We start from the raw sequence: 15,490 nt of genomic DNA, 5'->3' as shown, positions 1-15,490 counted from the left end.
CGTTCCGGACCGTCCGGGCACGGGGAATGGTGCCGGAGCACCGGTCCTGTCCCCGAGGCCGTTATTGATGGCCGGGAAGGGGGACCGTACACTCCTCTTCTGTGCGCGGCCCCCTCCGCGCGCACGAAGGGTGGGATGTTGACCGGCACGCAGAGCACGGCCAGCGGCGCCATGCACCAGATCCACTTCAGCGGCGAGGGCGGCCTGCTGGGTCCCGGGCCCGGACCCAGCGCCACGTCCCTGCCCGGGACGCGGGCGGACCACGATCGGCTGGCCACCTGGAACAACCGGCTCGCCTCCGTCGCAGTACCGCGGTTCGCCGCCGGCCAGGCCCGGACCGGGTACTGGTACCGGCGCTTCGACGACGGCCAGGGGGTGCTGCTGTACCGCCTCCCCGAGAGCGGTGGCCGGGGGGGTACCGCACGGGCCCTGTTCGGTACGAACGTCACCCCCACGATGGCGCTGATCTGCGCCGCCAGCGACTGGCTGGGAGGGACCGCGGACGCGCCCCCGGGCTGGGGCTCCCTCCAGGCCGTGGGCCTGCCGAGCCGGGAGCAGGCGGTGCACATCAACAGCACCCTGGACAGCGACGCCCTGGCCCACCCCGCGCTGGTCAACCTCGTCACCGCGGTGCTGGCCGACCCGTTCTCCCCCGTCGACGTCCTCACCTCCTACGGCACCAGGGAACTGGAGCAGCAGGAGCGGATCGTGCTCATGTGGGGGCTGTACCGGGCGCTGTACCGCGTCCTCGGTCGCGGTTCCCGGCCGCGGTTCCCCGGGATCGACTGGTCGTTCGCCACCCACGAGCCCTGGCCCACGCACGAGGAGAGCGGCCTCGTGCCGCCGCGGATCGCCTTCCGCCCCCCGTACCGGGGTATGCGGGTCAACGGGTCGGGCCTGGTCGACCTCTCCGCGCCGCCCCGCCCCCACGGTGCCTACCGTGATGTCGCCGGGTGGCTGACCAACCGGCTCAACTCCGGGGACGAGATCCTCTCCGAGGAGGAGTGGCGCGTCCTCACCGCCGACCCCGACGGCGCCTACGCGAGGGTGCTGGAGCGCCTGCACGCCCGGGCCGCGCAGGAGGGCATGGCCACCGGATCGGCCCCGGCCGTGCGGGCGGCCGGTGAGGAGGCTACGGAGCGGGTTCCGCCGCGGCCGACGGACGGCGAGGAGGCGGATCGGATCCCGCCGCCGGTGGACGAGGAGGCCACGGAGTCGCTCGCGGGCGGTGAGGCCACCGACCGGATCGCGCCGCTCCCGGCGGCCCGGAAGGAGCCCGTGAACCGGTCTGCGCAGCCACCGGTGGACGACGAGGAGACCGACCGGGTCCCGCCGCCGGTGGACGGCGAGGCCACGGATCGGATCGCGCCGCTCCCGGCGGCCCGGGAGGAGTCCACCGAGGAGCTCCCCACGGGCGGCGCGGTGGACCAGCGGCTGAGGCTCCTGCTCCAGGCGGTCGAGGAGGCCCGGGACGTCCCGTCGCTGGAGCGTGCGGTCAATGGCATGGTGCACCAGCTCAACCCCGGGTTCATGGGGGAGTTGGAGGTGCGCGGCTCCCAGGAGGCGCCCCAGCGGCCCCCGATCACCGCCAACACCCCGTTCCTGGTGGCGGTGTCCGTCGCCGCCGTCCTCTTCCTGGTCTGTCTCCTGCTGCTCGTGTCCTGAGTCGGCGGCGGGCACCCGTGCCCGCCGCCGTTCCTAGGAGACCATCTCCGTACGTGAGGTCCACTCGTAGACGGGCAGGTCGCCCTCCCGCGTCGTCTCGTGCCGCGCCGTGGGGCTGAAGTGTTCGTAACCTCCGCGGAACGGCACCTTCACGTCGTCTCCCGCGCGCGGGGCCGGCACGATCCGCTGTGTGAGATCGTCCGGTCCTCCTGACAGGACCGCCTTCTGTTTCTCGTCCATGGGGCCAGCGTTCCACCCGAGCACAGGACTGTCACGGATATCGGTGCGGTCTTTACCCAGGTGGGAGCGGGTTCGGGGGCACCTTGGGGTCGATCGCCGACGCTGATCTGGGCTACTATGATGATAAAACGTTTCAATCACTGCTGGGTCGGGGTTCTGTGCTTTCCGTGACAGGAGCTCTTGACAGGCGTGGAGCGCCGAAGGTAGCTTCAGCGCAACCTCAGTGAAACGATTCAATGCCGTCGGTCCTCCCTGCCCCCGGCGGTCCCACCACCGTCCCATCCGAACGGAGAATCACCGTGGCAGCTCCCTCCGACCGCCGGGCGGCCGCCCTGGAGACCCTGCGGCGCCAGCACATCGAGCTCCCCTCCTGGGCGTTCGGCAACTCCGGCACCCGATTCAAGGTCTTCGGGCAGCCCGGTGTCCCCCGTGACCCCTGGGAGAAGATCGCCGACTCCGCCGAGGTCCACCGCCTCACCGGCGTCGCGCCCACCGTCGCCCTGCACATCCCCTGGGACAGGGTGGACGACTACTCCGCGCTCGCCGCCCACGCGCGGGACCTGGGCATCGCCATCGGCACCATCAACTCCAACGTCTTCCAGGACGACGACTACAAGCTCGGCAGCGTCACCAACCCCGACCCCAAGGTCCGCCGCAAGGCGATCGACCACCTCCTGGAGTGCGTCGACGTCATGGACGCCACCGGGTCGCGCGACCTCAAGCTGTGGTTCTCCGACGGCACCAACTACCCCGGCCAGGACGACCTGCGCGCCCGCCAGGACCGCCTCGCCGAGGCCCTCTCCGAGGTCTACGGCCGCCTCGGCGACGACCAGCGCATCCTGCTGGAGTACAAGCTCTTCGAGCCCGCCTTCTACGCCACCGACGTCCCCGACTGGGGCACCGCCTACGCCCACTGCCTCGAACTCGGCGAGAAGGCCGTGGTCTGCGTCGACACCGGCCACCACGCCGCCCACACCAACATCGAGTTCATCGTCGCGTTCCTGCTGCGCGCCGGGAAGCTCGGCGCCTTCGACTTCAACTCGCGCTTCTACGCCGACGACGACCTCATGGTCGGCGCCGCCGACCCCTTCCAGCTCTTCCGCATCATGTACGAGGTCGTGCGCGGCGGCGGCCTGGCCGCCGATACCGAGGTGGCGTTCATGCTCGACCAGTGCCACAACATCGAGCCCAAGATCGGCGGGCAGATCCGCTCCGTCATGAACGTGCAGGAGGCCACCGCCAAGGCCCTGCTCGTCGACGGCGAAGCGCTCGCCCGCGCCCAGGCCGAAGGTGACGTCCTCGGTGCCAACGCCGTCCTCATGGACGCCTACAACACCGACGTGCGTCCGATGCTGGCCGAGCTGCGCGAGTCCCTCGGCCTGGACGCCGACCCCATGGCCGCCCACGCCCGCTCCGGCTACGTCGAGCGCGTCATCGACGAGCGCAAGGGCGGCCAGCAGGCCGGGTGGGGCGCGTGAGCGAGCGCACTCCGCACAACTCCGACCACACCGAACAGGGGAGCACCGTGGCCGACGACGTCGTCGCAGACCTCATCAAGCGCAGCAACACGCTGGGCGCCGACCCGCGCAACACCAACTTCGCCGGCGGCAACACCTCCGCCGCAGGCAGCCAGATCGACCCCGTCACCGGCAAGCCCGTCGACCTGCTGTGGGTGAAGGGCTCCGGCGGCGACCTGGGCACCCTCACCGAGGACGGCCTGGCCGTCCTGCGCCTGGACCGGCTCCACGCCCTCGTGGACGTCTACCCGGGCGAGGAGCGCGAGGACGAGATGGTCGCCGCCTTCGACCACTGCCTCTTCGGCAAGGGCGGGGCAGCACCCTCCATCGACACCGCCATGCACGGCCTCGTGCGCGCCCCGCACGTGGACCACCTGCACCCCGACTCCGGTATCGCCCTGGCCACCGCCGCCGATGGAGAGAAGCTCACCGCGGAGTGCTTCGGCGACCGCGTCGTGTGGGTGCCCTGGCGCCGCCCCGGCTTCCAGCTCGGCCTGGACATCGCCAAGATCGCCGAGGAGAACCCGCAGGCCATCGGCGCCGTCCTGGGCGGCCACGGCATCACCGCCTGGGGCCAGAGCAGCGAGCAGTGCCAGGCCAACTCCCTGGAGATCATCCGCACCGCCGAGCGGTTCCTCCAAGACAAGGGCCGCCCCCAGCCCTTCGGTGCCAAGCTGGCGGGCTACGGCGCGCTGCCCGAGGCCCAGCGCCGCGAGCGCGCCGCCGCCCTGGCCCCGGTGATCCGCGGCCTGGCCTCCACCGACCACCCGCAGGTGGGCCGCTTCACCGACAGCGAGGTGGTCCTCGACTTCCTGGAGGGTGCCGAGCACCCGCGCCTGGCCGCCCTGGGCACCTCCTGCCCGGACCACTTCCTGCGCACCAAGGTCCGCCCGATGGTCCTGGACCTGCCCGCCGACGCCCCGCTGGAGCGGGCCGTCGAACGCCTGGGCCAGCTCCACGAGGAGTACCGCGCCGACTACCGCGCCTACTACGAGCGCCACGCCACCGAGGACAGCCCCGCCATGCGCGGCGCCGACCCCGCGATCGTGCTCGTGCCGGGCGTGGGCATGTTCTCCTTCGGCAAGGACGCCAAGACCGCGCGCGTGGCCGGGGAGTTCTACGTCAACGCCATCAACGTGATGCGCGGTGCCGAGGCCGTCTCCACCTACACGCCCATCGAGGAGTCGGAGAAGTTCCGCATCGAGTACTGGTCCCTTGAGGAGGCCAAGCTCCAGCGGATGCCCAAGCCCAAGCCCCTGGCCACCCGCGTCGCCCTGGTGACCGGCGCCGCCAGCGGCATCGGCAAGGCCATCGCCGCCCGCCTGGCCGCCGAGGGCGCCTGCGTGGTCGTCGCCGACCTGGACGCGGACAAGGCCCGGGAGGCCGCCGCCGAGATCGGCTCGTCCGACGTCGCCGTGGGGGTGGCCGCCGACGTCAGCGACGGCTCCGCCGTGGCCGCCGCCTTCGCCGAGGCCGCACTGGCCTTCGGCGGGGTCGACCTGGTGGTCAACAACGCCGGACTGTCCATCTCCAAGCCGCTGCTGGAGACCACCGAGCGCGACTGGGACCTCCAGCACGACGTCATGGCCAAGGGCTCCTTCCTCGTCTCCCGTGAGGCCGCGCGGGTCATGAAGGAGCAGGGGATGGGCGGGGACATCGTCTACATCTCCTCCAAGAACGCGGTGTTCGCCGGCCCCAAGAACATCGCCTACTCCTCGGTCAAGGCCGACCAGGCCCACCAGGTCCGCCTGCTGGCCGCCGAACTCGGCGAGGACGGCATCCGCGTCAACGGCATCAACCCCGACGGCGTGGTCCGCGGCTCGGGCATCTTCGCTGGCGGCTGGGGTGCCAAGCGCGCCGCCGTGTACGGGGTCAAGGAGGAGGACCTGGGCGCCTTCTACGCCAAGCGCACCCTCCTGGGCAAGGAGGTCCTGCCCGAGCACGTCGCCAACGCCGTGTTCGCGCTGACCGCTGGGGAGCTGTCGCACACCACCGGCCTGCACATCCCCGTCGACAGCGGCGTGGCCGCCGCGTTCCTGCGATGAGCGCAGGGCACACCGTCCACGCCGCGGTCGACCTCGGCGCCTCCAGCGGCCGGGTCATCACCGGCCGCCTGGAGGGTGGGCGCGTGCACACCCTCCAGGCGGCGCGCTTCCCCAACGGCCCGGTCTCCGTCCCCTCCCAGGGGCGGGACACCCTGCACTGGGACATCCTGTCCCTGTACCGGGGGGTCCTGGCGGGGCTGCGCCGCGCCGCCGAGGCGCACGGCCGTCTCGACTCGGTGGGCATCGACTCCTGGGCGGTGGACTACGGCCTGCTGGACGCCGACGGCGCGCTCCTGGGCAACCCGGTCAACTACCGGGACGCCCGCACCGAGGGCGCGCCGGAGCACGTGTTCGAGTGGCTGCCCGCCGCCCGGATGTACGCGGTCAACGGGCTCCAGGTGCAGCCGTTCAACACGGTGTTCCAGTTGGCCGCCGCCTCCGGTGACGCCCAACTGGCCGCCGCGCGCGACCTGCTGCTCATCCCGGACCTGCTGGGGTACTGGCTGACCGGGGAGAAGGCGGCCGAGCTGACCAACGCCTCCACCACGGGCCTGGTCGACGTGCGCGCCCGCACCTGGGCGGACGCCTGCCTGGACGTGCTGGAGGGACCCTTCGGGGTGCCCGTGCGCGGCCTGCTGCCGCCCCTGGTGGAGCCCGGGACGGTCGTGGGTCCGCTGCTCGGACGGGAGTCGGTGGGAGCGGCCGCGGGGGCGCCGCTCGTCGCCGTCGGCTCCCACGACACGGCCGCGGCCGTGGTGGCGGTGCCCGCGACCACGGCGAACTTCGCCTACATCTCCAGTGGGACGTGGTCGCTGGTCGGGGTGGAGCTGGACGAGCCGGTGCGCACCGAGGAGAGCCGGGCCGCCAACTTCACCAACGAGCTGGGCGTGGACGGCACGGTCCGCTACCTGCGCAACGTCATGGGGCTGTGGGTGCTCTCGGAGTCCCAGCGCACCTGGCGCGAACGCGGGCACGAAGTGGACCTGCCCGACCTGCTGGAGCGCGCCGCCCGGGTGCCCGCGCTGTCGTGCGCGGTGGACGTGAACGATCCGCGCTTCCTGCCGCCGGGCGACATGCCCGCGCGCCTGGCCGAGCTGGCGGTGGAGACCGGGCAGCGCCCGCCCTCCACCGACGCCGAGGTTGCTCGCTGCGTGGTGGACTCGCTGGCCCTGTCCTACCGCCGGGCCGTCCACCAGGCCGCCGAGCTCAGCGGCAAGGCGGTCGACGTCGTGCACATGGTCGGAGGGGGTTCGCTGAACACCCTGCTGTGCCAGCTGACGGCCGACGCCACCGGGCTGCCCGTCGTCGCGGGGCCCACCGAGGGCGCCGCGATCGGCAACATCCTGGTGCAGGCCCGCGCCGTGGGGGCGATCGACGGGGACCTGGCGGAGCTGCGCCGGATCGTCGCCGCCTCCACCGAGACCCGCCGGTACGAACCGTCCGGCGACACGCGGCCCTGGGAAGAGGCCCACAAGCGCCTCTGGCCCTGACCGCGCCCGCACCGTGCGGCCCCGCCGAGACCGGCGGGGCCGCACGGTGTTCTGCTGTCCGCCCTGTGGGCCTTCTGATAGTTCATGGTGTTTCGCAGGGTCCAGTGGGGCGAACAGCTCACAGAAATTTCAATGAGCGGGTTTCATTCGATTGCTGATCGTGTCATCATGCTGGCAGAGCGAAGGAGGCTCGGGCATGGGGAGTCCAACGGTTGGCCGACGACGGCTGGGGATAGAACTACGCAAACTGCGTGAACAGAACAAGTTCACGATGGAGCGTGTGGCTGAGGACTCCGGACTGTCCGAGCCGACTCTCAGCCGTGTGGAGAATGGTAAGCGCGTTCTCAAACAGGTCGAACTGCGAGGACTGCTCGACCTGTACGGGGTGCGGGACCCGCTTCAGTTGCAGCGGCTGCGTGACATGGCCAAGGTCGCGGCCGAGGACGCCTGGTGGGACCAGTATGACGATGTGCTGCCCTCGGGGCTCGGTAGTTATGTGGGTCTTGAATCGGAGGCAGCGGCCCTGCGCTCCTTCTCGGACCGCCTGATCCACGGCCTTCTGCAGACTGAGGACTACTGCCGCGCCGTCGTGCGTGCTGGGGACCACCGTGCCAGCGAGGAAGCGGTCGAGCGGCGAGTCCAACTGCGTGTGCAGCGTCAGGAGGTATTGCAGAAACGGCGGCCTCCCCTACTGCGCTCGATCATTGACGAATCCGCCATCCGAAGGACTGTCGGCGGACGGGCCGCGATGGCGGCCCAACTCCGCCATCTCATTGCCGTGAGTGAGTTGCCGGATGTGTCAGTGCAGGTCGTTCCGTTCTCTCTGGGTGCGCATGCTGGAGTGGACGGCCATTTCACTCTCATAGAGTTCGAAGATCCCGAGGTGCAGCAGCACGTGTATGTCGAGTCCTCGGCAGGCAACCTCTTCATTCAGAAGCGCACATCGGTGTCAGAATTCCGTGAGCGCTTCGATCGGCTGCAGATGGAGGCGCTGTCTCCACGGGAGTCGTTGACTCTCATCACGGAAGCCGCAGAGGAGTACGAGAGATGAGTACCGCCCCCGACCTGCGTGGCGCGACATGGTTCAAGGCTCAAGCGAGTGAGGGATCTAAGGGCTGCGTCGAGGTGGCTCACCTAGACGAGGGGACCGCCGTGCGCAACTCCCGGGACCCGCAGGGCAGTGTGCTGTTCTTCACCCCGCACGAGTGGGAGTGCTTCCTGGACGGGGCGCAGGGGGGCGAATTCGCCCGGCCCACTCGGTGACCGATAAACCACTGCCCGGGGCGCTTGTGAGTTGGCGCTCGACCGCCCCGGGCAGTGCCGACCGAGGGGAGATCGACGATGAACGACGACCACACCGACGGCACTACTTCTGTGTACCACGACGAGCCCGGCGCGGAGTTCTTTGAGCTGCGGCTGGCCCGGGGCGAGCACAAGGGGAGGGCCTTCGCCTGGGGGATGGAGTTGCCCGACGGCTGCACGCTGACCTACAACCTCTTGGATGGCTCGATCATTAAAGGGAGCCTCCCGGAGACGACCGCCCGACGGCTGCGTGCCGAGCTCGTGTGGTTGTAGGTGGTAGCCGGTCCGGTGCCCACCACGAGCACCGGCCGAAAATAGAGTGGGTTATTTGTGGCTTGTGTGGGGCTCTGGGCTCTGTGTCTGTTTTTCGAAAGCTTGCAGATTTGGGCTATCCAGCGATATAAAGTCCCAGGTCAATAAGACTGCTCCCCGCGCACGCGGGGATGGACCCCGGCGGGGAAAACGCTCCGTGACCCCAAAAATCTGCTCCCCGCGCACGCGGGGATGGACCCGCCTTGATCGCCCGCGAGGCCGCCAGCGGCATCTGCTCCCCGCGCACGCGGGGATGGACCCACCCCGGCGGGTGAGCTTCTCAACCCGAACTCCTGCTCCCCGCGCACGCGGGGATGGACCCAGGCGGAACCCCCACTCCTCCAACTGCTGCACCTGCTCCCCGCGCACGCGGGGATGGACCCACGAACGGGGCTACGTCCTGGTCGTCGTACTCCTGCTCCCCGCGCACGCGGGGATGGACCCGGTGGAGGAGAACCCCGACGTGTTCTCCGGCACTGCTCCCCGCGCACGCGGGGATGGACCCTCCACGAACGACTGCCATCCGTAGCGCACCCCCTGCTCCCCGCGCACGCGGGGATGGACCCTCCACGAACGACTGCCATCCGTAGCGCACCCCCTGCTCCCCGCGCACGCGGGGATGGACCCCCGGAGGAGCCCGGTGACGATCGAGACCGCAGCTGCTCCCCGCGCACGCGGGGATGGACCCAGGGAGTCCACAAGCTTCAGAACCTGGCCGTGCTGCTCCCCGCGCACGCGGGGATGGACCCCAGCGGCGGCACGCACTCGCTCGTCTACGTGGCTGCTCCCCGCGCACGCGGGGATGGACCCGTGTACGTCATCAACCGCAGCGGCACCACGAACTGCTCCCCGCGCACGCGGGGATGGACCCCCGAAGAAGTCTTCGGGCCTCTCCGTCTCGTCCTGCTCCCCGCGCACGCGGGGATGGACCCTGGGTCTCGGAGACGCCGCCGCCGTAGACCTTCTGCTCCCCGCGCACGCGGGGATGGACCCTTCTCCAGCGCCAGCACCCGCGAGGCCAGCAACTGCTCCCCGCGCACGCGGGGATGGACCCGAGCAGTTGGACGCCGGGGTGCTGTGACATCCCTGCTCCCCGCGCACGCGGGGATGGACCCCAGCAGGGCGGCGCGGTGCCTGTGCAGAACCACTGCTCCCCGCGCACGCGGGGATGGACCCTCGGTCCTACAGATCCACCGGATCCTGTCCCGCTGCTCCCCGCGCACGCGGGGATGGACCTCCGACACGGCCACATGCGACACATACAGCGGACTGCTCCCCGCGCACGCGGGGATGGACCCAAGCGGTTCGTCTCCACGGCGGCGGAGTTGGGCTGCTCCCCGCGCACGCGGGGATGGACCCAAGCGGTTCGTCTCCACGGCGGCGGAGTTGGGCTGCTCCCCGCGCACGCGGGGATGGACCCGCCTCCTGGCCGCCTCAGTTGAGCACCTCCTCCTGCTCCCCGCGCACGCGGGGATGGACCCGAGCGGATGGGCCACTCGGACTCCTCCGTGTCCTGCTCCCCGCGCACGCGGGGATGGACCCACCGGCCCGGCGCGTTCGACCGTGGAGGAGAGCTGCTCCCCGCGCACGCGGGGATACGGCGGCCCGTGCCACCAGTGGTTCCCTGTACGGCTCCGACACGGCATCCTGGGGAGGAGCGCCCATCTCCCCCTGAAAACCCCCGTACCGGCCCACTGCTCCGCGCGGCGCTCAGGGGCAGAACGGGCCTGAGGAAAGAGCTTCGTGAACTTCAAGCGCATGCTCGCGACCGTCGGTATCGGCGGAGCCACCGTGGAGTCCACGCTGGACAGCGATCGCGTCGAGCCGGGCGGTACCGTCTCCGGCACCATCAAGGTCACCGCAGGCAAGGTCGCCCAGACCGTCGAGGGTGTCACCGTCGGCCTGCGCGCCACCGTGGAGAAGGACATCACCTACAAGAACCTCGAAGGTGAGAAGTCCAAGCGCGAGCTCAACGTCGACGTGGTGGTCGCCAAGAACGCCGTCAGCGAGGCGGTGGTGACGCTGGAGCCGGGGCAGGAGCTGGAGCTGCCCTTCGAACTGGCCATCCCCATGGAGGCGCCGGTCACCTCGTTCAACAGCATCCGGTTCCTGGACTACGTGGGCCTCAACACCAGCGTGGCCATGGACAACGCCCTCGACCGCAAGGACGTCGACCCGCTGAGCATCACGCCGCTGCCCGCCCAGGCCGCGGTCCTGGAGGCGCTCATCGCCCTGGGCTTCGAGATGCGCGGCAGCGACCTGGAGAAGGGCGAGGTCAGCGGTGCCCGCCAGAAGCTGCCCTTCTACCAGGAGTTCGTGTTCGGGGCCTCGGAGCAGTACGCGGGGCTGGACTCGCTGGAGCTGAGCTTCTTCACCGATGACGCGGGCGTGGACGTGGTGCTGGAGTTCGACAAGGAGCCGGGCGCACTCCTCGGCGGGGGCGGAGAGGAGCCGCTGCGCCTGAGCGTCGAGCACGGGAGCGTCGACCCCGAGGCGGTCACCGGGCAGCTCCGGGAGTGGCTCGACGCCAAGGCCGCACAGGGCGCTTGACCTGAGGGCGGCGGCGCCTCCCGGAGACGACGAGGCCGGGAGGCGCCGCCGCGCCCGCTCGGCCGCAAGGCGGTCAAGCACCAGATGGTCGTCGCGGCGATCGACTACTACCAGCTCTACGGCACGTACACGGGCACGGTGCGAGGCGCGGATGGGACGGTGCACGAGATCCGGGACGCCCACGGCGTGCGCGAGGGCATGCGTGCCCGCCTGTGAGCGCACCGGGACGGGCCTGTGCCGGGAGCCGTCGGCAGGTTCGCCGTTGGCACCGGCAGTTTCGTGCCCATGCCTTGTTCCAGAGAATCGCCGGTGGATACGCTCGTTTTCGATTCGTTCGGATTGTTTCCCGGCCGGAACGACTCTTTTCAGTTTTTGAATTCGATGGCGCAATGATTTCCGTGAAGTGTGCCATCGGGCGTGCTGCGGCTGACGAATCCTTCGAACGGCCTGTTCAGAGGGTATGTCTACTGTCGGTCGCGGCGCCGGGTTCGGTTCCGCAGATGTGAGGAGAATGCAGTGAAGAAGATCATCGCGCGTGTCGCCGTCGCCGCTTTCGTCTCCGCTGGAATGGCCGCTGCGGCCATCGGTCCGGCTTCGGCCGACGGGCCTCGAATCATCGACGGTCCCGGCTGTGGCCCCATCATCGTGTGCGCGCAGAACTGAGTGTCGGTGCGTTCCGGGCACGGGAGGTCCGTGCCCGGAGCCGTTAGGAGACCGGCCGGGGTTCCCGCCCCCGCTGGCCCGGGGCCAGGCGGCCGGTGCGGTGCAGCCACCAGTCCGCGGCCAGTGTGCACAGCGGGGGCACGGAGGCGGCCAGTGCCACCAGGGTTGGCCACACGCCCCAGCGCAGATGGAACGCCGCGACCAGCGTCAGCAGGACGTAGGCCATGAACGCCCCGCCGTGTAGCGGGCCGAAGACGTGCACGCCCGTCTCGTCGCCGTTGACCAGGTACTTGAAGGCCATGCCGATGAGCAGGCCGACCCAGGTGAAGGCCTCGAAGACGGCCACGGCGCGGAAGGCCGTCGCGGTCCAACGGGGATCGATGCGCACGCTGTTCCTCGGGCTCGGGGCGGACACGGCACGGCCCGGCGCTCGTGGCGGGGGCCGCGTCCAGACTAGGCCAGCGCCCCGACCGCCTGTGCCGCGGCCTGCGCGACCAGGGCGTCGTCGTAGGCCGCGCCCGCCTGGTCGCGGCCCGACATCACCGCGAGGACGACGGGTCCGCCTCCGGGCGGCCACACCAGGCCGATGTCGTGGCGGGTGCCGTAGCCGCAGGCGCCGGACTTGTCGCCGACCTCCCAGCCGTCGGGGACCCCGGCTCGGATGAGGCCGTCTCCGGTGGTGTTGGCGCGCATCATGTCCACGAGGACGGTGCGTCCTTCCTCGGACAGGACGTCGCCGAGGGCGAACGCGTGCAGGCTGGTGGCCATCGCGCGCGGGGTGCTGGTGTCGCGGGTGTCGCCGGGCAGGGCCTGGGCCATCTCCGGGGCGAAGCGGTCCACGCTGGTGGTCTCGTCGCCGATCGCCCGCAGAACCCCGTTCAGCGCCTCGGGCCCGCCCAGCTCCTCCAGGAGCAGGTTGGACGCGGTGTTGTCGCTGTGGCGCAGGGCGGCGTCGCCGAGTTCGCGCAGCGTCATACCGGTGGACACGTGCTCCTGTGCGACGGGGGAGTGGAAGACCAGGTCGGAGCGGTCGAACGTGACGACCCGGTCGAGTTCTGCGGCCGGGGTCCGCTCCAGGACGGCGCCGAAGGCCAGGACCTTGAAGGTGGAGCAGTGGGCGAACCGGTCGTCGGGGCGGTACTCGACCGTCCGGCCGGTGGCGGTGTCGAGGGCGTAGACGCCGAGCCGGGCGTCGAAGTCCTCCTCCAGCCGGGCGAACTCCGCGTCCCTGCGGACGGGTGCGGGGGGATCCGTCGGCCGCGCCGACTCGGCGCTCGTCACCGAAGGAGACGGGCCGAGGGGGTCGGCGGGCTCTTCCAGGGGGGTGCAGCCGGTGAGCGCCGCCAGAGCGGTCGCGGCCAGTGCCGCCAGTGTCCTTCGCGGGGTCGTGGACCACGGCACCGCGCCACCTCCTCTGCCGCCGGACGGTCACCCTCTGCAGTCTCACGGGTGGTCCGCGCGGTGTCGACGGCGCCGGTCCCGCGTGTCTCCTGCCTTCGAGCGGGGCACGGAGTACCTTATGTAACTTTCAAGGTTTTTAACGCTCAATTTCCTTTTAGGGAACAGTGTCACTTGCGGGGCGGTTGAGCCCTTTCTAGTATGGCGCGCATCACTGTTTGAGAGGCCACAGACCCCCGGCTCCGGACGCGACGGCCAACCCCCGCATCGGCCCCCTGCCCGGAGCGCCCGCACGGCCCGCACCGTGCGCTGAGCTGAGGACGCCCCACGCCCCCATGACCCCTACACAACTCCGCGCCTACTCCGCGGTCGCCCGCCTCGGATCGGTCAAACGCGCGGCCCGCGAACTCGACGTCTCCGAAGCGGCCGTCTCGCTGCACATCGGCAAACTCCGCAAGACCTTCGACGACCGCCTCTTCGTCCCCACCGCGGCGGGACTGTCCTTCACCCCCGGCGGGCTCCGCCTGGCGGTGCGCGCCACCGAACTGCTCGGGTTGCAGGACCGCACCCTGCGCGAGGTCAGCCAGGCCCGGCACCGCTCCCGCCTGCTGCGCGTGGCCACCTCCAGTGTGTTCGCCGAGTACGCCGCGCCCGGCCTCCTCGACCTCTTCGTCTCCCGCGCCGACGACCTCGACGTCGAACTGAGCGTGCACAACACCGGACGGTTCGACGAGCTGCTGCGCGAACGCGCCGTGGACGTGGCCATCGGGCCGGACCGCGAGTTCGACGCAGGACTGAGCGGGCAGACCATCCTCAACTACGAGGTCCTCACCGTCGTCGGCCGCCGCCACCCCCTCGCCGGACACCGGACCGACCTGGCGCGGCTGCGCGAGCAGACCTGGCTGCTCGGCCCCTCCGCGGTGGACCGCGTCGGCCTGGTGCCCTCCGTGCTGCGCCGACTGGAGATCCCTGAGGGGCGCCAGCGCCTCTTCCAGAGCCACGCGGCCGCGCTGGAGGAGGTCAAGAAGGGCAGGGGGGTGGGACTGGCCCCCGGGTTCTCCGTGGCCGCCGACCTGGCCTCGGGGGCGCTGGTCACCCCCAAGGGGCCGCCCGTGCGCACCAAGGGGTCGTGGTCGGCGGTCCGCGACGGCTGCCACGACCCCTCGGGCGTGGTCGCCGAGTTCCTGCGCTTCGCCACCACACCGCGCGCCACCCAGGCCATGCTCCACGGTTCGGGGGTGCACCGGGGCCGGTTCCGCCCGGCCGTCCACGTCACCCTGTGGAACCAGGCGCACTGACCGCTCCCACTGCCGGACCCACGGGTGCCCCCGCCCGGAGCGGGGGCGCCCCGGTGCCGTGTTCGGAAGCGGACGCTCCTATAGACGTCAGTCGAAGAGCTCGTCGGCGCGGCCGACGGTGGCGGCGCGCTCCAGCCAGGTGTCGAGCTGCTCGGTGTCGGTGCAGGCGGTGATGCGGCGCCGTGCGGCGGGGGTGACCTGGACCTTGCGGGCCTTCAGGAAGCGGACGATACTCTCGGCCTTGCCGCGTGCCTCGCCGCGTGCCTCGCCGCGCGCCTCACCCTCGGCCCTGCCCTCCCGGAGGCCTTCCTCGCGTCCCTGGCCGACGTACTTGCGGGCGAAGTCGCTCTGCCACTCGTAGGTTCCGGTCGCCATGAGTTCCTCCCACATCTGCCGAGCCGCGCCACTGAGCTTGGACTCGATGAAGTCATAGTAGATCAGCCGAAGGTCCTCCGGCACGGTGTCCAGTGCCGCTTCCGCGGCCTTGAGCGTGCCCGGATCCGCGCCGTGCGCCGCCGCGGAGAGCACCGCCAGCTCCGGCAGGTCGCGGGCGCGTTCGATGTCCCGTACCGCCGGCGTGTTGCTCAGGCCCATGACGGCCGGGGTGTAGGGGGGCAGACTCGTCTCGATGGTGAAAGGCGTACGAGCCCACCGTTCTGTGGCCGAGTCAGGGCACAGAACCAGCAGCCGGACCGGGCATTTGACCACCTCGCGGACCGTGGCGATGTAGACCGGCCAGCTGTAGGGCTTGTGACGGTCGGGCTTGTTCTGCACTTCGGTGATGATGGCCATCACCTTGTCACCACGGTCGTCGTAGAGGACGACGACATCGTCTGACTTGAACGGTTTGGGCTTGAGGCGGGTGTGGTCGGTGCAGCCGAGTTCGGCGCGGGCGTGGTCGGGCAGGGGCTCGCCGATGACGTCGCGCAGCAGGTCCGGGGCCAGTTCCGGGTGGCGGTGGAACAGGTGCACCTTGAGTTCGTGGTCGAATCCAGGCATACGGCGACGCT

15 protein-coding genes and 1 CRISPR repeat array are annotated in these 15,490 nt (G+C 70.7%); of the genes, 11 read left to right on the top strand and 4 right to left on the bottom strand.

The window, feature by feature from the left end; all coding sequences use genetic code 11:
* Positions 1-135: 135 nt before the first annotated feature.
* Positions 136-1,665: a hypothetical protein gene (locus ACFHWE_RS03910; protein WP_416599203.1), complete on the top strand. Its 1,530-nt coding sequence runs from the start codon at positions 136-138 to the stop codon at positions 1,663-1,665.
* Between the two features lie 33 nt (positions 1,666-1,698).
* Here the strand turns inward: ACFHWE_RS03910 and ACFHWE_RS03905 are convergent, their stop codons facing one another.
* On the bottom strand, positions 1,699-1,905 hold the full coding sequence (locus tag ACFHWE_RS03905; protein WP_416599202.1) for a DUF5988 family protein: 207 nt from the start codon (positions 1,903-1,905) through the stop codon (positions 1,699-1,701).
* A gap of 236 nt (positions 1,906-2,141) precedes the next feature.
* On the opposite strand from ACFHWE_RS03905, the gene rhaI reads away from it, so the two are divergent.
* From rhaI to ACFHWE_RS03860, 9 genes are all read left to right on the top strand, one after another.
* Positions 2,142-3,383, top strand: coding sequence for an L-rhamnose isomerase (rhaI, locus tag ACFHWE_RS03900; protein ID WP_416599201.1), 1,242 nt, complete (start codon positions 2,142-2,144; stop codon positions 3,381-3,383).
* The gene (locus ACFHWE_RS03895; protein ID WP_416599200.1) at positions 3,371-5,467 is read left to right on the top strand and encodes a bifunctional aldolase/short-chain dehydrogenase; all 2,097 of its coding nucleotides are present in this window, start codon (positions 3,371-3,373) and stop codon (positions 5,465-5,467) included. Before rhaI ends, ACFHWE_RS03895 begins: the two co-directional genes overlap by 13 nt.
* On the top strand, positions 5,464-6,957 hold the full coding sequence (locus ACFHWE_RS03890) for a rhamnulokinase (protein WP_416599199.1): 1,494 nt from the start codon (positions 5,464-5,466) through the stop codon (positions 6,955-6,957). The genes ACFHWE_RS03895 and ACFHWE_RS03890 overlap by 4 nt, the downstream gene beginning before the upstream one ends.
* A 196-nt stretch (positions 6,958-7,153) precedes the next feature.
* Complete coding sequence (locus ACFHWE_RS03885) at positions 7,154-8,008, top strand: helix-turn-helix domain-containing protein (protein ID WP_416599198.1); 855 nt, start codon at positions 7,154-7,156, stop codon at positions 8,006-8,008.
* Complete coding sequence (locus tag ACFHWE_RS03880) at positions 8,005-8,220, top strand: DUF397 domain-containing protein (RefSeq protein WP_416599197.1); 216 nt, start codon at positions 8,005-8,007, stop codon at positions 8,218-8,220. The genes ACFHWE_RS03885 and ACFHWE_RS03880 overlap by 4 nt, the downstream gene beginning before the upstream one ends.
* A gap of 78 nt (positions 8,221-8,298) precedes the next feature.
* Entirely contained in the window at positions 8,299-8,532 is a 234-nt protein-coding gene (locus ACFHWE_RS03875; RefSeq protein WP_416599196.1) for a hypothetical protein, read from the top strand.
* 149 nt (positions 8,533-8,681) lie between these two features.
* A CRISPR array of direct repeats spans positions 8,682-10,174; the repeat unit is 29 nt; unit sequence CTGCTCCCCGCGCACGCGGGGATGGACCC.
* Positions 10,175-10,314: 140 nt separating this feature from the next.
* Positions 10,315-11,121 carry a sporulation protein gene (locus ACFHWE_RS03870; protein WP_416599195.1) on the top strand — a complete coding sequence of 269 codons (807 nt, stop codon included), beginning with the start codon at positions 10,315-10,317 and terminating at the stop codon, positions 11,119-11,121.
* Positions 11,122-11,205: 84 nt separating this feature from the next.
* Positions 11,206-11,337, top strand: a complete 132-nt coding sequence (locus ACFHWE_RS03865) for a hypothetical protein (RefSeq protein ID WP_416599194.1) — start codon at positions 11,206-11,208, stop codon at positions 11,335-11,337.
* A 300-nt stretch (positions 11,338-11,637) separates the two neighbouring features.
* Positions 11,638-11,784, top strand: a complete 147-nt coding sequence (locus tag ACFHWE_RS03860) for a hypothetical protein (RefSeq protein WP_416599193.1) — start codon at positions 11,638-11,640, stop codon at positions 11,782-11,784.
* Positions 11,785-11,827: 43 nt separating this feature from the next.
* Here the strand turns inward: ACFHWE_RS03860 and ACFHWE_RS03855 are convergent, their stop codons facing one another.
* Positions 11,828-12,172: a DUF3817 domain-containing protein gene (locus tag ACFHWE_RS03855; RefSeq protein ID WP_416599192.1), complete on the bottom strand. Its 345-nt coding sequence runs from the start codon at positions 12,170-12,172 to the stop codon at positions 11,828-11,830.
* Positions 12,173-12,237: 65 nt separating this feature from the next.
* A complete protein-coding gene (gene bla / locus ACFHWE_RS03850; RefSeq protein ID WP_416599191.1) occupies positions 12,238-13,185 on the bottom strand; it encodes a class A beta-lactamase in 948 nt (315 codons plus the stop codon).
* Between the two features lie 332 nt (positions 13,186-13,517).
* Between bla and ACFHWE_RS03845 the strand changes: the two genes are divergently transcribed.
* A complete protein-coding gene (locus ACFHWE_RS03845) occupies positions 13,518-14,480 on the top strand; it encodes a LysR family transcriptional regulator (protein ID WP_416599190.1) in 963 nt (320 codons plus the stop codon).
* Between the two features lie 87 nt (positions 14,481-14,567).
* Here the strand turns inward: ACFHWE_RS03845 and ACFHWE_RS03840 are convergent, their stop codons facing one another.
* Positions 14,568-15,479, bottom strand: a complete 912-nt coding sequence (locus tag ACFHWE_RS03840; protein WP_416599189.1) for a hypothetical protein — start codon at positions 15,477-15,479, stop codon at positions 14,568-14,570.
* Between the last annotated feature and the right edge of the window lie 11 nt (positions 15,480-15,490).

Origin of the sequence: Nocardiopsis sp. LOL_012 (assembly GCF_048060475.1) — a bacterium.
Classification (GTDB): domain Bacteria; phylum Actinomycetota; class Actinomycetes; order Streptosporangiales; family Streptosporangiaceae; genus Nocardiopsis.
This window is presented reverse-complemented; position numbering and strand designations above follow the sequence as displayed.